This is a genomic window from Neobacillus vireti, from assembly GCF_036962465.1.
GTDB lineage: Bacteria > Bacillota > Bacilli > Bacillales > Cytobacillaceae > Neobacillus > Neobacillus vireti_B.
Window position 1 is genome coordinate 211,929 of record NZ_JBALNF010000013.1, and the last position, 21,248, is coordinate 233,176.

General features: G+C 41.6%; 21 protein-coding genes. 15 read left to right on the forward strand and 6 right to left on the reverse strand.

What is annotated here, in order from left to right; genetic code table 11:
- Positions 1 to 87: 87 nt before the first annotated feature.
- On the reverse strand, positions 88 to 2,190 hold the full coding sequence (locus V7077_RS05845; RefSeq protein WP_335499297.1) for a transglycosylase domain-containing protein: 2,103 nt from the start codon (positions 2,188 to 2,190) through the stop codon (positions 88 to 90).
- A 168-nt stretch (positions 2,191 to 2,358) separates the two neighbouring features.
- Here V7077_RS05845 and V7077_RS05850 point away from each other — a divergent pair, with 168 nt between their 5' ends.
- Together V7077_RS05850 and V7077_RS05855 are read left to right on the forward strand one after the other, a co-directional pair.
- Positions 2,359 to 2,625 (forward strand): phage holin, encoded by a 267-nt coding sequence (locus V7077_RS05850; protein WP_335499299.1) that lies wholly within the window; start codon positions 2,359 to 2,361, stop codon positions 2,623 to 2,625.
- Positions 2,626 to 2,754: 129 nt separating this feature from the next.
- The gene (locus V7077_RS05855; protein ID WP_335499301.1) at positions 2,755 to 3,975 is read left to right on the forward strand and encodes an MDR family MFS transporter; all 1,221 of its coding nucleotides are present in this window, start codon (positions 2,755 to 2,757) and stop codon (positions 3,973 to 3,975) included.
- 42 nt (positions 3,976 to 4,017) lie between these two features.
- Here the strand turns inward: V7077_RS05855 and V7077_RS05860 are convergent, their stop codons facing one another.
- Positions 4,018 to 4,962: an aldo/keto reductase family protein gene (locus tag V7077_RS05860; RefSeq protein ID WP_335499588.1), complete on the reverse strand. Its 945-nt coding sequence runs from the start codon at positions 4,960 to 4,962 to the stop codon at positions 4,018 to 4,020.
- Positions 4,963 to 5,157: 195 nt separating this feature from the next.
- On the opposite strand from V7077_RS05860, the gene V7077_RS05865 reads away from it, so the two are divergent.
- Complete coding sequence (locus tag V7077_RS05865; protein ID WP_335499302.1) at positions 5,158 to 5,370, forward strand: hypothetical protein; 213 nt, start codon at positions 5,158 to 5,160, stop codon at positions 5,368 to 5,370.
- A gap of 30 nt (positions 5,371 to 5,400) precedes the next feature.
- Here the strand turns inward: V7077_RS05865 and V7077_RS05870 are convergent, their stop codons facing one another.
- Positions 5,401 to 5,640, reverse strand: coding sequence for a hypothetical protein (locus V7077_RS05870; RefSeq protein ID WP_335499304.1), 240 nt, complete (start codon positions 5,638 to 5,640; stop codon positions 5,401 to 5,403).
- Between the two features lie 157 nt (positions 5,641 to 5,797).
- Between V7077_RS05870 and V7077_RS05875 the strand changes: the two genes are divergently transcribed.
- Genes V7077_RS05875 through V7077_RS05885 form a run of 3 tightly spaced genes read left to right on the forward strand, consistent with a single transcriptional unit; the run spans position 5,798 to position 9,756 of the window.
- Positions 5,798 to 7,399 carry a spore germination protein gene (locus V7077_RS05875; protein ID WP_420489615.1) on the forward strand — a complete coding sequence of 534 codons (1,602 nt, stop codon included), beginning with the start codon at positions 5,798 to 5,800 and terminating at the stop codon, positions 7,397 to 7,399.
- On the forward strand, positions 7,396 to 8,607 hold the full coding sequence (locus V7077_RS05880; RefSeq protein ID WP_335499308.1) for a Ger(x)C family spore germination protein: 1,212 nt from the start codon (positions 7,396 to 7,398) through the stop codon (positions 8,605 to 8,607). The genes V7077_RS05875 and V7077_RS05880 overlap by 4 nt, the downstream gene beginning before the upstream one ends.
- A gap of 21 nt (positions 8,608 to 8,628) precedes the next feature.
- On the forward strand, positions 8,629 to 9,756 hold the full coding sequence (locus tag V7077_RS05885) for a GerAB/ArcD/ProY family transporter (protein WP_335499311.1): 1,128 nt from the start codon (positions 8,629 to 8,631) through the stop codon (positions 9,754 to 9,756).
- Between the two features lie 31 nt (positions 9,757 to 9,787).
- Here V7077_RS05885 and V7077_RS05890 read toward each other — a convergent pair whose 3' ends face one another.
- From V7077_RS05890 to V7077_RS05900, 3 genes are all read right to left on the reverse strand, one after another.
- Entirely contained in the window at positions 9,788 to 11,446 is a 1,659-nt protein-coding gene (locus V7077_RS05890; RefSeq protein WP_335499313.1) for a PAS domain-containing sensor histidine kinase, read from the reverse strand.
- Between the two features lie 144 nt (positions 11,447 to 11,590).
- Complete coding sequence (locus V7077_RS05895; RefSeq protein WP_335499315.1) at positions 11,591 to 12,094, reverse strand: GNAT family N-acetyltransferase; 504 nt, start codon at positions 12,092 to 12,094, stop codon at positions 11,591 to 11,593.
- A gap of 171 nt (positions 12,095 to 12,265) precedes the next feature.
- Positions 12,266 to 12,418 carry a YpzG family protein gene (locus V7077_RS05900; RefSeq protein WP_098531610.1) on the reverse strand — a complete coding sequence of 51 codons (153 nt, stop codon included), beginning with the start codon at positions 12,416 to 12,418 and terminating at the stop codon, positions 12,266 to 12,268.
- A gap of 165 nt (positions 12,419 to 12,583) precedes the next feature.
- On the opposite strand from V7077_RS05900, the gene V7077_RS05905 reads away from it, so the two are divergent.
- The 9 genes from V7077_RS05905 to V7077_RS05945 all read left to right on the forward strand — a co-directional run bounded on the left by V7077_RS05905 (position 12,584) and on the right by V7077_RS05945 (position 21,114).
- On the forward strand, positions 12,584 to 13,351 hold the full coding sequence (locus V7077_RS05905) for an SDR family oxidoreductase (protein WP_335499317.1): 768 nt from the start codon (positions 12,584 to 12,586) through the stop codon (positions 13,349 to 13,351).
- Between the two features lie 233 nt (positions 13,352 to 13,584).
- Positions 13,585 to 14,763 (forward strand): acyl-CoA dehydrogenase family protein, encoded by a 1,179-nt coding sequence (locus V7077_RS05910; protein ID WP_335499320.1) that lies wholly within the window; start codon positions 13,585 to 13,587, stop codon positions 14,761 to 14,763.
- A gap of 49 nt (positions 14,764 to 14,812) precedes the next feature.
- Complete coding sequence (gene fabG, locus V7077_RS05915; RefSeq protein WP_335499323.1) at positions 14,813 to 15,577, forward strand: 3-oxoacyl-ACP reductase FabG; 765 nt, start codon at positions 14,813 to 14,815, stop codon at positions 15,575 to 15,577.
- Positions 15,578 to 15,595: 18 nt separating this feature from the next.
- Positions 15,596 to 16,045, forward strand: a complete 450-nt coding sequence (locus tag V7077_RS05920; protein ID WP_335499324.1) for a MaoC family dehydratase N-terminal domain-containing protein — start codon at positions 15,596 to 15,598, stop codon at positions 16,043 to 16,045.
- Positions 16,042 to 16,446: a MaoC/PaaZ C-terminal domain-containing protein gene (locus V7077_RS05925; protein ID WP_335499326.1), complete on the forward strand. Its 405-nt coding sequence runs from the start codon at positions 16,042 to 16,044 to the stop codon at positions 16,444 to 16,446. Before V7077_RS05920 ends, V7077_RS05925 begins: the two co-directional genes overlap by 4 nt.
- Positions 16,447 to 16,565: 119 nt before the next feature.
- Positions 16,566 to 17,714: an acyl-CoA dehydrogenase family protein gene (locus V7077_RS05930; RefSeq protein ID WP_335499328.1), complete on the forward strand. Its 1,149-nt coding sequence runs from the start codon at positions 16,566 to 16,568 to the stop codon at positions 17,712 to 17,714.
- Between the two features lie 123 nt (positions 17,715 to 17,837).
- Entirely contained in the window at positions 17,838 to 19,016 is a 1,179-nt protein-coding gene (locus V7077_RS05935) for a thiolase family protein (RefSeq protein WP_335499330.1), read from the forward strand.
- Between the two features lie 105 nt (positions 19,017 to 19,121).
- The gene (locus V7077_RS05940; RefSeq protein WP_335499332.1) at positions 19,122 to 20,327 is read left to right on the forward strand and encodes an acyl-CoA dehydrogenase family protein; all 1,206 of its coding nucleotides are present in this window, start codon (positions 19,122 to 19,124) and stop codon (positions 20,325 to 20,327) included.
- Between the two features lie 13 nt (positions 20,328 to 20,340).
- A complete protein-coding gene (locus V7077_RS05945) occupies positions 20,341 to 21,114 on the forward strand; it encodes an SDR family oxidoreductase (protein WP_335499335.1) in 774 nt (257 codons plus the stop codon).
- Positions 21,115 to 21,248: the final 134 nt, after the last annotated feature.

The following is a 21,248-nucleotide window of genomic DNA, read 5'->3' on the forward strand; positions in this document are numbered from 1 at the left end:
GGAGCGGAAATCAACAGACAAATTACATATACAACTAAAATTTAGTTGGCTTTTTCAGTGCCCTCGTTATTTACTGGAGTTTTTTCGTCATTTACTAAGCTCTTTTGCTTTATCGATTAAGGCATTTATCCCTTCCCCAATCGTATATAAGGCCTTTTGAAGACCATTTTTCAACTCAGGTGCATGCTCTTTTATAGTGGAACCAATTTTCTTCGCATTATCATTCAATTCTGCCCCAATGGCCTTCGCTTGATCATTGATGCTCTTTTTAACTGCCGTTTCACCAGCCAGCTGGGCATTGATTGAGCTCACTTCAAAACTCTGATGAGGAAGATGGGTAATAGATTCCCGCATAATCTCTTTAAAAATCGGTACAACATTGGATGAACTAGCACTTGGCAGATAATGCTGTCTGTCCGTTTGATCATAGCCAATCCAAATTGCCCCTACAAGGTTCGGTGTATACCCTACCATCCACTGATCCTTCGTTCCGTTTACCCCGCTAAAGGGCAGTTGGGTAGAGCCTGTTTTACCGGCAATCTGGACACCTTGAATATGAGCTTTTCTTCCTGTTCCCGTCTCAACTACATTCAATAACATGGAAGTCATGTCATTTGCAACCTTTGAAGTGGTTACTTTAGTCGTCTTTTCTTGGTGTTCGGCGATTACATTTCCTGTTGGACCGACAATTTTAGTAATTAAGTGACTGTCCTCCCGCTTGCCCCCATTAGCAAACGCTGAGAAGGCATTGGCCATTTGCACAGGAGAAACACCTTTACTCATACCACCCAAGGCAACAGCAAGATTTTCGTCTTCTTTTTCTACAGGAATACCAAACCGCTTTAAGGAATCCAAGCCTTTGTTTAAGCCAATTTTATTTAATAGCCACACGGCTGGAACATTTAGCGATTCCTCAAGGGCCTTGTACATTGGCACTTCGCCAGAGAATGTCTTTGAGAAATTCTCCGGTTTATAGTTCCCAAAAGTGATGGGTTTGTCCTCAAGCTTAGAGGAATATTGATAGCCACTTTCTAAGGCAGGAGTATAGACTGCCAAAGGTTTAATAGAGGACCCTGGCTGAGCCTGTAATTGGGTGGCCCTGTTAAAACCACGAAAAACGTGCTCCCCACGCCCGCCGACGAGGGCTCGTACACCTCCAGAGGCAGGATTCATTAGAACCGAACCACTTTGGACCAATTTCCCGCCCATTCCCCTAGGGAACAGATAATTTTTGCTATAAACATTTTCAAGTCCAGCTTGCAGATTTTGATCCATTTCAGTATAAATCCGATAGCCTCTGGTTAAAATTTCATCCTGGGTTAACCCATATTTAGAGATGGCCTCATTTAAAACAGCATCGACATAATATGGATATTTCCGTTCAATCGTACTTCCGCCGCCATCGTGCAGCTTAATCTTTTCATTTTTTGCTGTATTGTACTGATTGGCCGTAATCATCCCTTGTTCTTTCATCTTTGCTAAGACAACATTTCGGCGCTTCATCGCTAAATCATAGTTATTATAAGGGTTAAGATAGTTCGGCGAGTGTAAAAGGCCTGCCATCATTGCTGCTTCGCTGATGGTCACATCCTTAATATCCTTATTAAAATATTTTTTCGAGGCATTGCTGATCCCCCAAGCACCGCCGCCAAAATAAACCTGATTTAAATACATTTGCAGAATCTCATCTTTGGTATAAACCTTTTCAATTTTTACAGCTAAAAACAATTCTTCTGCCTTCCGTTTATAGGTCCTTTCAGGGGAGAGCAGGGCGTTTTTAGCTAGCTGCTGTGTTAACGTACTACCGCCGGCCGTAACCCTTCCTGCGAATATGTTCCCAAAAAGGGCACGGGCGATTCCTCGTATATCAAAGCCGCCATGCTCATAAAAGCGTTCATCCTCAATCGCCACTACTGCATTAGGGACATACTTAGGTACTTCACTAATCGTGATCCCTTTCGTACGATTTGTAGCCACATTACTGGCAACCTCTCCGTCTTTATCATAGATAATCGTTGGCTGACTTAAGCCCTGTTTTAATTGATCCACGTTTGCTCTAGATGCCAGCCAGCCAAAATAAGCAATCGTTACTAAAACTACGACAAGAAGTAATAATAAAATAATTTGGGTTAGATGCCTTCTTTTCCAGAAACGAACGATCATTCCCCAAAAGGGCTGTAATTTTTCCATGCTATCTCCTAACTTTCATAAGGAATTTTCGATTTCTTTATTATAGAATTTATCAACTAAAAAGACCAATATTTAGATATATGGCACCAACCACGTGATAACCGTGGACAACCTTTCCATTTCATAAGCATATAGTAGTAGAAAAAGGATATGGAAGGGGTGGAGAAAGTGATTAACTGGAAAGTCCGATTTAAAAACCGGAATTGGGTCATTGCGTTTATTTCTCAAATAATGATTATAGCAGAAATGGTCATTGCCGGCTTGAACTCGATGGGACTTATTCATTTTCAATTAACCGATGCATTTCAAAACTCGATTTTAACCATTGTGAATGCAGTGTTTGTGTTGTTGTCTATGGTTGGTATTATTCAAGATCCTACAACTAAAGGAGTTAGAGACAGCGACCAAGCGTTACAATACAAAGAGCCTAAATAATCTGGACTGACAGTCAGTATCTAAATGATACTGGCTTCGTTGTTGTAAAAAGTGTAAAAAGAATCTTTACATATATTCCATAAATTGGTTTACTAGAAAATGAACCTTTAAGATTGTGAGGCTTACATAATGCTTAAAATAAAAAACTATATTAGTCAGTTTCATCCCATTGTATGGGTATTATTAATTGGTACAGTCTTATCAAGGGGATCGGCCTTTATGACTTTACCGTTTCTATCCATCTATTTATCAAGAACGATGGATCTTTCGCCGATTATCATTGGGTTAACGGTAGGGATAAGTCCGTTAATGGGGACAGTCGGGGGATTTATCGGCGGACATTTGTCGGACCGGTTTGGCCGTAAACCAGTAATGCTGATCTCACTATTTGCTGTCGCGTTTGTTTACTACGGATTTACGGTAGCGGGAGGACAAGGTTGGTTTATTCTGTTAAACGCCATAAATGGACTGAGCAACTCTTTCTTCGAACCGACTTCTCAAGCATTGATGGCGGATTTAACTGATAAGGAGAGGAGGATGAAGGTTTATTCCTTACGGTATACGGCCATGAATATCGGTGCTTCAGTTGGCCCTTTAATTGGTGCTTATTTAGCGACTACCTCTGCTAAGTTATCGTTTGCAATTACAGGAACGACTTATTTATTTTATGCACTGGTTTTGGTGTATTTTTTAAATAAGCTAGTGATACAAACCCAAGGGCAACAAATTAAGAAGAACGTTTCTTTCGCTGATGCCTTTAGAATAATTCGAACGGATAAAGCTTTAAAGTATCTCATTATTGGCATTACCCTCATTAATATCGGCTACGCGCAAATTGACTCTAATTTGCCACAGGTGTTAGAAGGGAAACTTGAAAATGGAGTCGTTATTTTTTCAAGCCTATTAACGATAAATGCGATTATGGTCGTGTTCCTGCAAATGCCGATTAGTCATTTAGCCGAAAAATTTAGATTAATGCAAGTGATGTTTGTTGGATCGTTTTTTATGGCAGCAGGGTTAATCAGTTTTAGTTTTGTGAATGGCTGGATTACAGCGGTTATTGCTATGGTTCTAGTAACCTTTGGTGAAATCTTAATTTTTCCCTCTAATAGTTTAATGATCGATCAACTGGCACCGGAGCATTTAAGAGGAACCTATTTTGGAGCAGGACAATTTCGAAAAATCGGAAACTTCCTAGGACCAATTTTTGGGGGTTTTCTTCTCACTCATTTTCAGGGGCAAATCATGTTTTTAGTCATCGCAATCATTACCCTTTTCAGTATCATCTTCTTTTTAAGCGGTAACAGGTCGTTCGTAAAAATGAATAAGGTTAATCATAAAGTTCTCTAAAAAAGAAATGCCTCCACAGTACCTAGGAGGCATTTCTTACGATTATCTTAGAATATCTTCAATTCTCGCTAATGTTTCGGCATTTAGTTTAACACCAGAAGCTTTGACGTTTTCTTCCATTTGTTCAGGGCGGCTTGCACCCACTAATGCACTTGCGACATTATTTTGCCGTAATATCCAGGCTAGTGCTAGATTAGCTAAGGAAAGTTCATTGTCAGCGGCTACCTCTTTTAAAAGTTCGACACGATCAAGATTCTCGTCTGTTAACAAGCCAAACAGACCCTTATAATTTTCTTGGGCTGCCCGGCTGCCTTCAGGAGCTTTTTCCCCTTTTTTATATTTACCAGTCAATACTCCCTGAGCAAGCGGAGACCATACTACTTGGCCGATTCCATGTTTTTCGGAGACAGGAATGACCTCTTTTTCAATATAGCGTTGCAGCATGCTGTATTGTGGTTGATTTACGACAATACGGTCAAGTAATCTTTTATCTGCAAGATGAACGGCTTCGGAAATTTGCTCGGCGGTCCACTCACTAACACCTACATATAATATCTTTCCCTGACGGACAAGGTCATCTAATGCCCTTAGGGTTTCTTCAAGCGGGGTTTCTGGATCATAACGGTGGCAATAATAAATATCCACATAGTCAGTATTTAGGCGTTTCAGGCTGGCATGACATTGTTCGATAACATGCTTTCGAGAAAGACCACGGTCATTTGGTCCATCGCCCATTGGCCAAAAAACCTTGGTTGCCAGTACATAGGAATCACGGACATATTTTTTAAGCGCTTTACCAACAACAATTTCCGCTTCCCCGCGCATATAAACATTGGCCGTATCAAAAAAGTTAATGCCCAAATCGTATGCCTTGTCAATTGAGGCGGCAGCATTTTGCTCCTCGACATATCCTCCATATGTAAGCCAGCTGCCCAAACTAATTTCACTAACCTTCAATCCTGTGTTCCCCAAACGACGGTATTCCATCATATCCACTCCTCCCAAAAATTTCGAAGCACAAAATAAAAATACAATAAAAACGCCCAAATTGTCTACAAATTGGAAAAACTTTGATAAGATAAACTATATAGCTTAATAGGAAAAATTTAACATAATAGACCATGCACCTTTGAATGAGTGGCAAAATAAGAAATGAGGAACCGATAGAAAAGGGGTCTGGATATGTCAGTCTGGCTAATCATGACAGCGGCATTCTTCCTGTTTGTCGTGTTAGAGGAATCGATTTACTATAGTTGGAATCGGTATGTATATGGAAAAAACGTTGAAATGAGAGGAAAATGGAAAAACCGATGGTTGGTTGTTTTAAGGTTTTTTAAACGAAACAAACAAATTGTGGTCGAGGCAACTAATCAGGAAAAGAGCTCCAGCTCATAATGGAGTTCTTTTCTTTTTGTTATAAACTTGTCAGTTGGTTTTTGACTCACGCTGTTTTCTCATCTTTTTAAGGAAAGATTGAACCAATCGAATGCTAAAGAACAGGGCAAATAAAAAAACAATTACGTATTCCGCTGGTTCCATAACCCGGAAAGGGTTTAGGGCCTTCCAGATAAGCAATTTAGGCTCGGTACCCATAATGAAATCTAGAAGAATAATTAAGCCGAGCATCCCGCCAGCTAAGATAAAAACAACCATTATGGCTTTCATATTGTTCACCCTCATTCATGTTACCAATAGTATTCAGATTTATAAAACTCCTTATACTGTGTTTCCTGAAGTATTTTTGCTCGAATGGATATTGGAGTGGTTTTTGGGGAAAATAGCCATTATCAAACTCTTGGAAATGGGGTGGAGGCTTGTGTCAATCCTGTCACAAATATTGAAAAAGAAACAACAGAATCGGCAGAATGATAATTATCGGCAAAAACAAGATCCACTTAAGCCAGAGGAATTGCCCATCCTGCGGGATATTAAAGAAAATTTAGAAAGAATAAAAGGGGAATTAGGAAATAGTTCTGACGTTACGATTCGCAATATCACAGTCAGTAGTCATAAGGCTGCATTGATTTATATTGATGGACTTGTAGATACCGTAAGCATTAGTGATTTTTTATTAGAGCCTTTTATGGAGAAAACAGTAATTCCAGAACATCAGGATATATTTCAATATCTCGTCGATAAAGCGGTTGCCATGGGAAGCGTACAATCGATCGATAATTGGAATCAAGTCTATGATTCTTTGCTATCTGGAAATACGGTCATTTTTATAAATGGGTGCACGAAAGCGATTAGTGCGGAAACAAAGGGCTGGGAAAAGCGTTCAATCACAGAACCTACTACACAGCTATCTATCCGAGGCCCAAAGGATTCATTTACAGAGACCTTAAGAACCAATACAGCGTTAATCAGAAGGCGGATAAAAAGCCCAAATTTATGGTTAGAATCGATGAAGATTGGGACCGTTACCCAAACGGATATTGCAATTATATATATAAAGGGAATTAGTAACGATAAAATTGTGAAGGAAGTTAAAAAAAGATTACAAAGAATCGATATTGATTCCATTATCTCATCAGGATATATTGAACAATTAATTGAAGATCAGGCATGGACAACATTCCCAACCACTTTTCATACGGAAAGGCCAGATGTCGTCTCTTCACAGCTGCTTGAAGGAAGAGTTGCGATTGTAATAGATGGATCACCATTTGTGCTGACAGCACCAGCCTTATTTGTGCAATTTTTTCAGGCGCCAGACGATTATTATTCTCGGTTTGATATCTCAACAGGAATTAGACTTCTTAGAATTATTGCTTTTTTAATTGCCCTGGTAGGACCAGCAACCTATATTGCTGCTACAACGTTTCACCAGGAAATGATTCCAACCACCATGGCCATCGCCATCGCAGCTCAACGAGAAAATGTTCCATTTCCTGCCTTTGTTGAAGCTCTCATTATGGAAATTACCTTTGAAATCTTACGTGAGGCAGGATTAAGACTTCCACGTGCCGTTGGTCAAGCTGTTTCGATTGTGGGTGCGTTAGTTATCGGGCAGGCTGCAGTACAAGCTGGCTTTGTTTCACCTGTTATGGTTATCGTCGTGTCGGTCACAGCCATCGCCAACTTCTCAACCCCTATTTTTGCCATGGCCATTGCTGCGAGATTACTTCGCTTTGTCTTAATGGGACTGGCTACGATGTTAGGTTTTTATGGGATGATGCTCGGTCTCATGTTCATGGCGATTCATTTGTGTTCACTGCGCTCGTTTGGAATTCCGTACATGATGCCTATAGCACCTTTTAATTTAAAGAATCAACAAGATGCTTTTGTTCGCTTTCCAATTTGGGCAATGAAAAATAGACCTCCGTTTATTGCGAAAGGAAATATAATTAGGACCGGAAAAGATCAAAAGCCAGGTCCTCCTAGTTCTGATGAAGGAAATAGTAATCAGGGTGAAGAGTCATGAAAAAGAGTCTAATCATTGTAACGATTATGCTAATGCTATTGCCAATGCTTAGTGCATGCTGGAATCAGAAGGAACTTACTGATTTGGCGTTTGTGATGGCAATGGGAATTGATAAGGGAAAGGATAAGAAATTTAAAGTCTCTTTTCAACTTGTCAATCCCGGTAATGTAACAACCGGCCAGAATGGAGGCGGGGGAGGTCAAGGGCTCCCGATTGCAGTTTATCGAAGTACCGGGGACACCTTAACAGAGGCGGCTAGAAACGCTACTAAAAAGGTGTCACGGCGCCTTTATTATGCACACACCAATATTGTTGTTATCAGTGAAGAGATTGCCAAAAAAGAACTGCTTTATATTTTAGATGCACTAGACCGAGATCCCGAGTTTCGAACCACGACGGAGATGGTTGTCGCAAGAGGCTGTACAGCAGAAGAAATAGTAACGACCCTTACCATTCTCGACAGGCTGCCAGTTAACAAGATTACTAAACAGATTAAAGCATCAGAAGCAATGCTGGGTGAAAATGCATCGGTAAATATTGATGAATTTCTTACCGGTTTAGTAAGTAAGGGAAAACAGCCTTTTTTAAATGGTTACAGCCTAGTCGGCATTAAATCAAAAGCCAGACAAAAAGAGAACCTGGAAAAAACGACAACCGATGCTTTTCTGTCTTCAGATGGGTTAGCGATTTTTCATGATGGGAAATTAAGGGGCTGGGTTAATCGTGACACAGCTCGAGGAATTATCTGGATTCAAGATAAGCTCAAAAGTACTGATATTAGTATTTCATGGAAAAAGCAGAAAAAGGCACTTGTTGTGGCACCAATCCGCTCGAAAACAAAGGTTTCCATTCAGTTTATTAATCAAAAGCCGCAAATAAATATTAAAGTAGATAGTGAGGGCTGGATTAGTGAAGCCAACACAGACATCGATTTAACCAATCCCGAAATTATTGGTCAGATCGATACTTTGGTTGAAAAGGAAATAAGCAAGCAAATTCTAGGTTCAGTTAAAGCCGCCCAAAAACTTAAAAGTGATATTTTTGGTTTCGGAGATAGAGTTCATATTGCTAATCCTACTGTATGGAAGAAGCTAGAAAAAAATTGGGATGAAGAATTTGCCGCATTAAAGGTCAATGTGAAAACAGATTTTTATGTTCGACGCGAAGGAATTCGCACGAAGTCGTTTTGGTCTTCAATGAACGAATAAACTGTGGCAGGGGGGGAGTGTATGGAAAGTGCAAAAATTAATGCTTATCAACTTTTTGTGGTGATTGTTCTTTTTGAAATGGGGAGTGCGATCCTCGTAGGCCTTGGGTCCGGAGCCAAGCAGGATGCCTGGATTGCGATTTTATTAGGATTAGGAGGCGGTTTAGCAGTCTTTCTAATTTATTATCAATTATATAAATATTATCAAGACATCCCCCTAACAAGTTATGTGCAAAAAATTGCAGGTAAATGGATTGGCCGAATGATTGGGGTTTCGTATATCATTTATTTCCTCTATTGTGCTGCCAGGGTACTCCGAGACTTTGGTGAATTATTAGCCTCTACCATTTACACTGCGACCCCTCTAATTGTCATTAATTGTTTAATGATTTTTACAATTATTTATGGAATCCATAAAGGATTTGAAGTAATAGCAAGGGTAGGAGAGCTGTTTTTTATTGTCATTTATATGATGGCATTTGTAGGGTTCGGGTTAATCATGTTTTCGGGATTAATTCATTTGGAAAATCTTCGCCCCGTCTTAGAAAATGGCTTGAAACCTGTGCTGAGCACTTTCTTAACGGAAACCATTAACTTCCCGTTTGGGGAAATGGTTGTCTTTACTATGATACTGCCTTATTTAAATGATTCGAAAAAGGCAAAATGGGTTTGTCTTGGCGGCATGATTCTCAGTGGCATAAATATTACTATCACTGCGGTCATTAATGTTGCGGCATTAGGTACAGCCATATTTACAAGAGCTAATTTCCCGCTATTATCCACGATCAGCAGGATCCAATTAGCAAACTTTATTGAACGGCTCGATGTCCTTTTTATGCTCTATCTGGTTATTGGTGGTTTCTTTAAAATATCCATCTTTTTTTATGCGGCAGTGGCTGGCGCCGCTGATATATTTGGATTCAAAAATTATACAAAGCTAAGCTTTCCAATGGGGGCACTTGTTTTATTTACTTCGATTACAATTGCATCCAATTTTGCAGAACATATTAAAGAGGGACTTCAAGTGGTCCCTATCTATTTACATTGGCCATTTCAAATCTTGATTCCTTCTTTTTTGTTAATGATTGCCTTTTTTCGAAACAGAAAAAAGAAGGAGGAAAAGTCAAAAAAACTGCCCATGGAAGAATGAGACCCAGACCCATATGGCAGTTTTTTGATTTTTAGATATTCCCACTGACCAGTTTTGCCGTTCTCTGCTTAATCGGCAGGGAGATCTCAACGCATGTTCCTTGATTCTTTTGACTATTAAAACGGATGCTTCCATTGTGAGTTTGAACAATTTTAAAGCTGACCGTTAACCCAAGACCGGTTCCTTTTTCCTTCGAAGAATAGAACGGCTCACCGAGCTTTGCTAACCGTTCTTTAGAAATACCTGAACCATTATCTCTTACTGTAATCATCACTTGTTCACCTGGTACAGGATGAAGGGCAATTTCAACCGATCCTCCTTTACTAGAAGCCTCGATTGCATTTTTTATAATATTAATAAACAATTGTTTAAGCTGATTAGGCTCACATTCAATAAAGATTTCCTCTTCCGGAAAAGAGGAGACGATTTGTACATTATAGTAAATGGCTTCCGTACTTAATAGCGAAATGACATCACTTAAAAGCTTTTGGATGTCGGCTGTAGAAAATTTAAGATGCTGCGGCTTGGCTAAAAGCAATAGTTCGCCGACAATATGATTAATCCGGTCTAGTTCATCCAGCATGATTCGATAATAAAACTGGTGTTTTTCATCTTCCATTTGCAAAAGCTGCACAAATCCCTTTAAAGAGGTTAGTGGATTACGAATCTCATGTGCCACACTAGCAGATAGCTCCCCAACGACGGTAAGCTTTTCTGTTCTCCTAAGCCGTTCCTCCGTTTTTCTTAGAGTTGTGACATCACGGCCATAGCCGATTATCCCGGATATTTTTCCATTCACCATAATCGGGACTGATGTACATTGCAAGGTGATCGGATTCCCATTCCGATGGGGAATCTTAATTTCATACATGATCGGTTTAACTTCACCAACAACGGATTGAATAAAGTTTGGCAGGAATCTTTTATATTTTTTAGGTAAAAAGGTTGTAACGGATTGACCAATCCATTCTTCCCGTTTATATCCTGTAATCAAGTCAAAATAAGGGTTTAAATTGGTGATATTTCCTGCTAAGTCTAGCATATAGACGATATCCGGGCTGTATTCGAATAAAGATTTATATTGCTGCTGGCTTTCAGCTAATCTTTTGGCCATTTCCTTTTTCTCAGTGATATCTCTTCCGATTACAACTAGTCCTTGTCTGCTCCTATCAGGATTAAATAACGGGACCTTGATGGTATCAAAGGTTCTCGATGTCCCATCAGGCATTTGCAGAACCTCTTCGATTCGGGTTATACCTCCATTCATCCATGCATGTTCATCCGATTCTTCACAGTATCGGAGTGCATCGCCATGATAGATGGAATAATCAGCAAGCTCAGAGTCCTTTTTTCCACGATAGTCGACATCTTCAAGACCGAACAATTGCAGACCAAATTCATTTGATTCAATCCATCTGCCTTCACCATCCTTAAAGTTAACAAAGTCAACCATTGAATTGATCAGGGTGGAAAGCTTCTTTTGATCCTCTTGGGTATCAGTTAATTCCTTTTGTTTACTGTAGGAAAAATAAATAAATGCTCCTGTCACAACGATATATAGGATTTCCTTTGACCTCTCGACAACCCAAATATGTGGTGATGGGACAAATTTTTCAATTAGATAGTTTGATCCATATATCCAGATCACACTGCTTATTATATAAAGGAAAACCAGCTTTTTTTTATCCATGTCCTTCTCCAGTTCTTTCCAGGAACCAGTTTCCCAGAATAATAGAAAACATTCTACTATATAGTACAAGAAAATGTTGTTTTTTGGAATAATAAAAAGCAATCTGCTACTTTATGGAAGCTTATCCGGTTTCATTGGATAATTTTAGAAGACCCGTTTTCCGAGAATCAATAAATCTCTTTCGATTCCATCTAATTCTGCCACATTTGGAAGGTGAGCCCATTTTTCAAATCCGAAGCTTGTAAACAGCTTGATGCTTGGCTGATTATGTCCGAAAATGAACCCAAGTAAGGTCTTAATCCCAAGCGTTGGGCAAGCATCAATTGCTTTTTGGATAAGGTACTTGCCAAGCTTTTTCCCGCGATAATCGGGATGAATATAAATACTTACCTCGGCGGTCGCGTTATAGGCAGGTCTGCCATAAAATGATTGAAAGCTGACCCACGCGCAAATTTCGTCGTTCATTTCTACCACCCATAAGGGACGAAACTCGGCTGAGTGCTCGTTAAACCAAGGCATCCTATTTTCAACTGAAACAGGTTCTAAATCGGCCGTTACCATCCGTCCAGAAATAGTGGTGTTATAGATGTCAATAATGGTCGGCATGTCTTTTTTTTCTGCATCTCTAATTGAAATCGCTTCATACATAAGATAGGTCCACTCCATTTTAGTTAAGATAGGTTTTATGATATCTTGGTATACCTTTTATTACAAGAAAAATTGGCAAGTAAAAGACCCTTTCCAAAAACGAAAAGGGTCTTTTACCTAAATAGCGCCAAATTGGCAGCCATTTGTCGTTTCGATGCAAAAGACACCCGCTTACCAGCGATGGGCCTTAGCATTGCTCCTTAAGATGATCTGATTTTGCGACACTCTTGTTTGACCATTCACCTGTGCTTTGGTGTGTTTAGGTCTCGTAAAAGTGTAGTGAAAAAGCTCCGATTGGGAATCTAATTGATCTCTGTAGCTCATCAACTATCACCTCATCATAGGATTTGAAACGGATATTCTAAAGAATATCATTCATATCATTTGTAAAAAGGAAGGAAAATAGTCAATAATCTTTAATGAATCAAAAAATAACTAAACGTTAAAATAAAAAGACAGTCAAAAACGATGAAAAAGGATGATTTTTAAATGAAAATGTCTGGAAATACGATTTTAATTACCGGCGGTGCATCAGGGATTGGGTTAGCATTTGCCGAGCGCTTTTTAGAACGAGGCAATCAAGTTATTATTGTCGGCCGCCGCGAAGAAAAATTACGTGAGGTTAAGGAGAGATTTTCAAATATACATACGAAGGTTTGCGACGTATCAAAGCAAGAAGAAAGAATAAGTCTGTTTGAGTGGGTAACGAAAGAATTTCCTCAAGTAAATGTCCTTGTTAACAATGCGGGTATCCAACAGAGAGTTAATCTTTTGAAGCCACAGGAGAATTGGGACTATTACCGTAATGAAATTTCAATAAATGTCGACGGACCGATTCATTTAGCCATGCTGTTTACACCACATCTGGAAAAACAAGCGCAGGCAGCCATCATAAACGTAACCTCAGGATTAGCGGTAATGACTGGTGTGTGGGTGCCGGTTTATAGTGCAACCAAAGCAGCGCTTCATTCTTTTACCACATCACTGCGCCATCAGCTTGCGGAAACAAACATCGAGGTCATTGAAATCCTGCCTCCTGCTGTTAACACTGATCTAGGAGGAGCTGGTTTACATACATTTGGTGCTCCATTAACAGACTTTGCCAACACGATTTTTGCCGAACTGGAAAATGGAGAGGTAGAAATCGGCTATGGCGGCACAAAGGAAAGACTGGACGCGACAAGAGAAGAAATCATCCAAGGTATTAAAGGTGCGTGGCAGAACTTTTTGAAAAATAACCCAGGCTTTCGCAGCTAAAGGACCGGACCGACAAGAAAAGCGTCCTGTCAAGTTTTAATAAGCGTAAATCCTCTGTCGTTATAGCGCGGAGGATTTTTTTTCTAAAAAGCCAATTAATACTTGTGTTATCTGAAATTTCCGAATAAAATTAAGAGTGACATACTAACCGGTAGGTATGTATCTTGCTGTTCCTGCATACTCTTTTATAGAAGAAAAAACTAGATTTCAAGAATAAGAATGGAGTGAAAAAAATGCATTTACGCCTAACTGACGAACAAAAAATGGTGCAAAAGACAATTAGAAGATTTGTAGAAAAAGAACTCATTCCACTTGAAAACGAAGTATTGAGAAATGAACGAGAAGGCAGACCAAGTTTATCTCCCGGCAAATTAAAAGAACTGCAGTTAAAAGCTAAGGAAGCTGGTTTCTGGGGAATCAATACGCCAGAGGAATATGGCGGTGCTGATCTTGGACAAATGATGATGGCCATTGTCTTAATGGAAGTATCAAAAACCTTTGTACCATTTTCATTTGGCGGCTCTGCAGATAATATTCTTTATTATGGAAATGAAGAACAAAAACAAAAATATTTACTTCCAACCATTAATGGCGAAAAAAAATCCTGTTTTGCCATGACTGAGCCAGGGGCAGGCTCTGATACAAGGAATATTAAAATGACAGCTGTTAAAGACGGTAATGACTGGGTATTAAATGGTGAAAAAACGTTTATTACCGGCGGGAATGAAGCTGATTTTGTCATGGTTATTGCGATTACCGATAAACAAAGGCATCAAGAAACACAAGGCCGTGAAGGTGTGACGTGCTTTATTGCCGACCGTGAAATGGGCTGGAAATCCGAGTATATACATACGATGGGGGAATGGGGTCCAGCCGGCTTAGTATTTGATAATGTACGTGTTCCAGAAGAAAATATCCTCGGCGAATTACACAAAGGGTATAACTTGGGGTTGGAATGGATTGGCTTTGCGAGATGGATTGTAGGGGCTAGAGCGGTCGGATCCGCTGAACGGTTATTGCAAATGGCCATTGATTATTCCCGGGAACGGATTACCTTTGGAAAGCCGATTGCCGAACGTCAAGCCATTCAATGGCAAATTGCCGATTCTGCGGTTGAGATTGAAGCTGCCAGATGGCTGGTATTAAACGCGGCGTTTACGCTCGATCAAGGTGAAGATAACCGTCATCTTGCCTCGATGGCAAAACTTTATGGTTCGAATATGGGCAATCGAGTAGTTGACCGTGTTTTGCAAATTCATGGCGGAATGGGATATACAAAGGAATTGCCAATTGAACGATGGTACCGTGAAGCAAGATTATGGAGAATATACGACGGAACGGATGAAATCCAGCGCATGATTATCGCCCGCAACTTAATCAAAGGTCATGTGAAGGTGGGGCAATACGTATAGAAAAAATGTAAGCGTTATCTACTATACTTACTAATCGGGAGGAAGAGAAATGGCTGGCAGATTTACAGGGAGAGTTGCATTTGTAACAGGCGGAAGCAGAGGGATTGGCAAAGGGATTGTGGAACTTTTTGCCGAAGAGGGAGCAAAAGTAGCGTTAATTGATTTAAATGAAGAAGCATTAAATGCCACTGCAAGTGAATTAAGGGAAAAGGGCTATGAAGTCTATTCAAAGGTTGCAAATGTAGTCGATGCCACCCAAGTAGAAGATGCTTTTAAAGAGGTTTATGAAACGTTTGGCTCAGTCGATATATTAGTCAATAATGCTGGGGTCATCAGAGACAATCTATTATTTAAAATGTCGGATTCCGATTGGCAAACCGTCATGGATGTACATTTAAAAGGCTCATTTAATGCCGCACGGGCCGCGCAAAAATATATGGTCGAGCAAAAATATGGGCGAATTATCAATATTTCGTCTACTTCAGCGCTGGGCAACCGCGGCCAGGCTAATTATGCTGCAGCAAAAGCCGGCTTGCAGGGCTTTACTAAGACACTGGCAATTGAATTAGGAAGATATGGCATCACGGCTAACTCTGTGGCGCCAGGCTTTATTGAAACAGAAATGACCAAAGAAACGGCGGCCCGAATTGGGATTACCTTTGATCAGTTAATTCAGGCAAGTGTTGCACAGATTCCGGTGGGCAGAAGCGGCAAACCGGCTGATATTGCCAATGCTGTTGCCTTCTTTGCTGATGAAAAATCTTCGTTTGTCAATGGCCAGGTCATTTATGTGGCCGGCGGACCAAAATGCTAATAAGGTGGGTGAAGATCAGTGTTTAACGACCAAATCGGTAAACAATCAAACAAGGTGAAAAATACGGTGGAAAGAGGAGCCGTCAAGAAATTTGCTGAAGCCATCGGCGACCTTCATCCAATCTATTTTGATGAAGATACAGGCAGACTTTCAAGATATAAAAACAACCTTGCCCCGCCAACCTTTCCTCGGATTTTTGATTATGGTGTGATATCAGGCTTAAATCTGCCGAACAAAGGTTTAATCCACGGGGAACAAACCTTTCATTATAAGCGGCCATTAGTCGTTGGAGAAGAAGTTTATTGCTATTCCAAAGTAAAAAATTACTTCGAGAAAAAAGGGAACTTTGGTCAAATGGGGTTCTTGGTATTAGAAAGCTTCGGTGAAGATGAAGCCGGAAATATTATCTTTAGTTCTACCTCTACCATTGTCATCTCGGAAGCAGTGAGGAAGGTGTTGGTAAAATGAGTACCTTAACCCAATTACAAGTGGGCGAATCCCTTCCGGAAGTGCAGCTTGAACCGGTTTCACGGATGGATCTTATTAAATATTCAGGAGCCTCCGGGGATTTTAACCCTATTCATACCATTGATGATGAAGCGAAAAAAGCTGGACTGCCAGGAATTATTGCCCATGGGATGTGGACAATGGGCAATTTGGCAAAGCTGTTTACTGCTTCCTATGAAGAAGGATTTGTCCAAGATTACTCGATTCGTTTTAAAGGGATGGTATTTTTAAATGATGTGGTGACCTTAAAAGCAGCATTGATGGAAAAGCAGGATCAAAAACTGCGTTTCAACGTTCAAGCGGTGAATCAGCAAGGAAATGAAGTCTTAAAAGGTAAAGTAGTCTATCACCTATACGAATAACCTAGTGAAACGAGACCCAGCAGGTAGAGTGACTCCTATTTATTTTGCTGGGTTTCTTCTGTTAGCACCTGAAAAAAAGACAAAGCCCTACATAAACCACCAGTTGAGGAGGTGTCAACTTGGATTTTGCATTCGGCGAAGACATTTTATTTTTGAAAAAGAACGTTAGGGAATTTATCCAAACAGAAGTTGAAGCAGTGGCGATGAGGATTGAAGAGGAAAACGACATTCCAGAAAAGATTTTACAGCTGTCAAAGGATATTGGTTTGTTTGGATTAAGTATACCGGAAGAGTATGGCGGGCTAGGGATTGGGATGGTTGGCAAATGTGCGCTATATGAGGAAATTGGCCAGACACATAACGGCTATACAACCTTGATTGGGGCACACACCGGCATTGGGACAGTCGGGATTGTCGAAATGGGCAATGAACAGCAAAAGCAAACGTATTTACCGATGATGGCTTGCGGCGAGAAAATCGGCGCCTTTGCCTTAACAGAACCTGATGCCGGCTCGAACGCAGCCAATTTAAAAACTACAGCCGTTCGTAAAGGAGACAAATACATTTTAAACGGTTTAAAGCATTATATAACGAATGCCACTGCAGCTAGCGTGTTTACGGTAATGGCGGTAACTGATCCTGACAAAGGGGCCAAGGGAATTACCTCGTTCATTGTCGAAAAAGATTTTCCAGGTTTTCAGGTAGGTGCGGTTGAAAAAAAGATGGGTTTACGCGGCTCGCATTCCGCGGAATTAATTTTTGAAAATTGTGAGGTACCGGTTAAAAATGTGTTAGGGGTAGAAGGACAGGGGTATGTCAATGCCTTAAAAATTCTAGCCAACGGGCGCGCTGGCTTGGCATCCCGTAATCTAGGTTCCTGTCAAAAGTTATTAGATATGTCAACGAAATATGCCAAGGAACGAATTCAATTCGGTAAACCAATCATCGTGAATCAGGCAGTAAGCCATATGCTGGCTGAGATGGCAGTTGAGATCGAAGCATTGCGGTCCTTTACCTATCGGGTAGCCTGGATGGTGGATCAAGGAATGAAGGTGATTAAAGAAGCCGCGATGTTAAAACTTTATGGCTCTGAAGTTTATAACCGTGTGGCAGATAAAGCGGTGCAGATACACGGCGGGCTTGGCTATATTGCTGATTATCCGGTTGAGCGCTTTTATCGGGATGCTCGGATTACCAGAATTTACGAGGGGACATCAGAGATTCAGAAAAATATTATTGCTGCACAGCTGGAGAAGGAGTACAGCTAAATGGTAATGGGTATTCTCGCAAGGCGGAGGGGTCATTCTTAAGTAAGATGATTTTGCACTTGACCAAACACTTACATTGAGGAAAGACTTTTCCCGCTGATAAAAAACGAGGAGGATGAAGACTTGGATATCGTCATCTTAAGTGCTGTCCGTACGCCAGTTGGGAGATACGGAGGTGCTTTAAAAACAATCAATTCAGGTTATCTGGCATCTATTGTAGTAAAGGAAGCGGTTAAAAGGGCAGGAATAACAGCCGGTCAAGTAGATGAGGTGATTTTAGGTGAGGTGCGGCAATCGACAGAGTCGTCGAACGTAGCCAGAGTGGCGGCGTTACGAGCAGGTATTCCGGAAAACATACCCGCTTTTACAGTCAATCGCCTTTGTGCCTCAGGACTGCAGGCAGTGGCTTCAGCTGCACAGCAAATTCTCACTCAACAAGCTGAAATTATTGTTGCAGGCGGAACGGAAAGCATGAGTAATGCGCCCATCTATCTAAGGAACTCCCGTTTTGGCGGGGATGCTGCTAAATTAATCGATTCTAATTCCGAAACCGGGCAGCAGCCGCATGAAATTTATGGCCGCAATCTCGGGATGGGGGTTACAGCAGAAAATGTCGCTGAAAGATTCGCCATTACGCGTGAGGATCAAGATGCCTTTGCACTAGAAAGTCAGCGCCGCGCCGCAAAAGCGATCTCCGAAAATCGATTTGAGGATGAGATTGTTCCCGTTGAGTTAACCGGGAAAAAGAGTACATTTACTTTTACGATTGATGAACATCCTCGGTCAGAAACCACTCTCGAGGCCCTTAGCAACCTACATCCTGTTTTTAAAGAAAACGGCACCGTTACCGCCGGGAACGCCTGCGGGCGAAATGACGGAGCCGCAGCCTTGGTGCTGACTTCTTCTGCTCACGCCGAAAAAATAGGCTTGAAACCATTGGCAAGAGTAGTTGATTGGGCAGCTGTTGGCGTCTCGCCTGAGGTAATGGGCATTGGGCCGGTTCCTGCGGTTAGGAAGCTCTTAGAACGTACACGCTTAACTTTAGATGAGATCGATTTATTCGAACTAAATGAAGCGTTTGCCTCACAGGCATTAGCCGTTATTCGTTCGCTGCAGCTTGATAGAGAGAAAGTAAATGTCAATGGTGGTGCAATCGCTTTAGGTCATCCGTTGGGTGCGACGGGAGCGAAGATTTTAACTACTTTACTCTATGAATTAAAACGGCGCCAGCAAAAAAGAGGAATTGCTACACTTTGTGTCGGCGGCGGCCAAGGGATGGCGATGATGATTGAGCGTATGTAAGGAAGAAAATTGTCGTAAGATTGGCGGTTGAGTATTCTGAAAATTTACTTTATGATGTGAATAGCAACACATACTGACTAGTAGGTATGTTAAGGAGGGAAACCAATGAATTTTAGTTATTCCGATAAGGTCCAAGAGCTGCAGAGAAAGCTGACAGACTTTATGGACGCTTATGTTTATTCCAATGAAAAGCTCTATCATGAGCAAATTGATAAAAATGACCCTTTTTCAAAAATTCCACCGATTATGGAGGAGCTTAAAGAAAAGGCAAAGCAGCATGGTTTATGGAATTTGTTTTTACCAGAGAGTGAATTTGGTGCCGGATTGACAAACCTGGAATACGCACCGCTTTGTGAAATTATGGGACGTTCCGCGATTGCCCCGGAAGTCTTCAACTGTGCCGCGCCTGACACCGGAAATATGGAGGTTTTGGTTCGTTACGGGACAGAAGCTCACAAAGAACAATGGCTGAAGCCGCTATTAGCAGGAGAAATCCGCTCTTGTTTTTCGATGACAGAGCCCGATGTCGCTTCCTCAGATGCGACTAATATTCAAGCGAGCATTGTCCGTGATGGGGAAGAATATATTGTTAACGGAACGAAATGGTGGTCCTCAGGGGCAGGAGATCCCCGTTGTAAGATAGCGATTGTCATGGGTAAAAATGACCCGGCTGCCCCGACACATGAACAGCAATCTATGATTCTAGTACCTTTAGATAGTCCGGGAGTGACGATTAAGCGGATTTTACCTGTGTTTGGCTATGACCACGCACCGCATGGTCATGCGGAAATTGAATATAACAATGTGCGCGTTCCGGCTTCTAATATCCTTTGGGGGGAAGGAAAGGGGTTTGCAATCGCACAGGGACGGCTTGGACCAGGGAGAATCCATCACTGTATGAGAACGATTGGTGCCGCAGAACGGGCGTTAGAAGAATTATGTAAGCGTGTTCAAAGTAGAGTTGCCTTTGGTAAACGCCTTTCAGATCAGGGGGTGATCCAAGAATGGATCGCCGAAGCAAGGATTGAAATTGAACAGGCCCGCTTGCTCACGTTGAAAGCAGCCTACATGATGGATACGGTTGGCAATAAAGAAGCAAAAGCGGAGATTGCTATGATTAAAGTGGTGGCTCCTAATATGGCGCTGAAAATTATTGACCGGGCTATTCAAGCATTTGGCGCGGCTGGTGTAAGTGAGGATACACCGCTTGCAGCCAGCTGGGCGAATATCCGGACGTTAAGATTAGCGGATGGTCCGGATGAAGTCCATAAGCGTGCGATTGCCAGATACGAATTAAAAAAATATCGATGAGGAGGAAACACACATGCATGTAAAACAGCTTTTCGATTTATCAGGCAAGGTTGCGATTGTCACAGGCGGCGGCAGAGGGCTTGGCCAACAGATTGCTGAAGGGTTTGCGGAAGCCGGGGCAAATGTGGTCGTCTGTTCTCGTAAGGTGGAAGCTTGTGAGGAAGTGAGTTTGGAGTTAAAAAAGCTTGGTGTGGAGAGTCTTGCGTTGAAATGTGATGTCTCCAATCCGGAGGACGTACAAAATGTGGTCGAGCGGACGGTTGAAAAATTTGGCCGGATTGACATTCTCGTCAACAACAGCGGCGCCTCCTGGGGGGCACCGGTGGAAGAGATGCCGCTTGAGGCGTGGCAAAAGGTGATCAATGTAAATGTGACGGGGACCTTTCTGATGTCTCAGGCGGTTGGGAAAGTGATGCTCGAGCAAAAATCAGGAAAAATTATCAATATTGCCTCGGTTGCCGGGTTAAAGGGAAGCAACCCGAGGGTGATGAACGCAATTGGCTATAATTCCAGTAAAGGAGCGGTTATTACTTTTACGAAGGATTTGGCTGTGAAGTGGGGTCCAATGGGAATTTATGTGAATGCGATTGCGCCTGGGTTCTTTCCAACGAAGATGTCAAAGGGACTTCTGGATGTGGGCGGGGAAGCGATTCTCGAAGGGACACCGCTCCGTAAGTTTGGCTCGGACACTGATATGAAGGGGGTCGCGTTATTTCTGGCATCGCCAGCTTCTGATTTTGTGACGGGGGATGTTTTGGTGGTGGATGGCGGGGCGCATGCAATGTGATTTGCGGATAAGCTGAGCTAACTTGCGAACCGGGCTCCTATTTGCGGATGAGCGGCGCTAACTTGTGGATAGCATCAGCCAACTTGCGGATAGGCGGGTTTCATTTGCGGAAAAGGTGAGCCAACTTGCGAAAC

Excerpts from the sequence above, each read along its gene's own strand:
- V7077_RS05890 (WP_335499313.1), bottom strand. The coding sequence starts at position 11,446 with ATGGATAAAAAAAAGCTGGTTTTCCTTTATATAATAAGCAGTGTGATC.
- V7077_RS05900 (WP_098531610.1), bottom strand. The coding sequence starts at position 12,418 with ATGAGCTACAGAGATCAATTAGATTCCCAATCGGAGCTTTTTCACTAC.
- V7077_RS05895 (WP_335499315.1), bottom strand. The coding sequence starts at position 12,094 with ATGTATGAAGCGATTTCAATTAGAGATGCAGAAAAAAAAGACATGCCG.
- V7077_RS05940 (WP_335499332.1), top strand. The coding sequence starts at position 19,122 with ATGAATTTTAGTTATTCCGATAAGGTCCAAGAGCTGCAGAGAAAGCTG.
- V7077_RS05880 (WP_335499308.1), top strand. The coding sequence starts at position 7,396 with ATGAAAAAGAGTCTAATCATTGTAACGATTATGCTAATGCTATTGCCA.
- V7077_RS05860 (WP_335499588.1), bottom strand. The coding sequence starts at position 4,962 with ATGGAATACCGTCGTTTGGGGAACACAGGATTGAAGGTTAGTGAAATT.
- V7077_RS05905 (WP_335499317.1), top strand. The coding sequence starts at position 12,584 with ATGAAAATGTCTGGAAATACGATTTTAATTACCGGCGGTGCATCAGGG.
- V7077_RS05865 (WP_335499302.1), top strand. The coding sequence starts at position 5,158 with ATGTCAGTCTGGCTAATCATGACAGCGGCATTCTTCCTGTTTGTCGTG.
- V7077_RS05885 (WP_335499311.1), top strand. The coding sequence starts at position 8,629 with ATGGAAAGTGCAAAAATTAATGCTTATCAACTTTTTGTGGTGATTGTT.
- V7077_RS05925 (WP_335499326.1), top strand. The coding sequence starts at position 16,042 with ATGAGTACCTTAACCCAATTACAAGTGGGCGAATCCCTTCCGGAAGTG.
- V7077_RS05870 (WP_335499304.1), bottom strand. The coding sequence starts at position 5,640 with ATGAAAGCCATAATGGTTGTTTTTATCTTAGCTGGCGGGATGCTCGGC.
- fabG (WP_335499323.1), top strand. The coding sequence starts at position 14,813 with ATGGCTGGCAGATTTACAGGGAGAGTTGCATTTGTAACAGGCGGAAGC.
- V7077_RS05845 (WP_335499297.1), bottom strand. The coding sequence starts at position 2,190 with ATGGAAAAATTACAGCCCTTTTGGGGAATGATCGTTCGTTTCTGGAAA.
- V7077_RS05910 (WP_335499320.1), top strand. The coding sequence starts at position 13,585 with ATGCATTTACGCCTAACTGACGAACAAAAAATGGTGCAAAAGACAATT.
- V7077_RS05855 (WP_335499301.1), top strand. The coding sequence starts at position 2,755 with ATGCTTAAAATAAAAAACTATATTAGTCAGTTTCATCCCATTGTATGG.
- V7077_RS05945 (WP_335499335.1), top strand. The coding sequence starts at position 20,341 with ATGCATGTAAAACAGCTTTTCGATTTATCAGGCAAGGTTGCGATTGTC.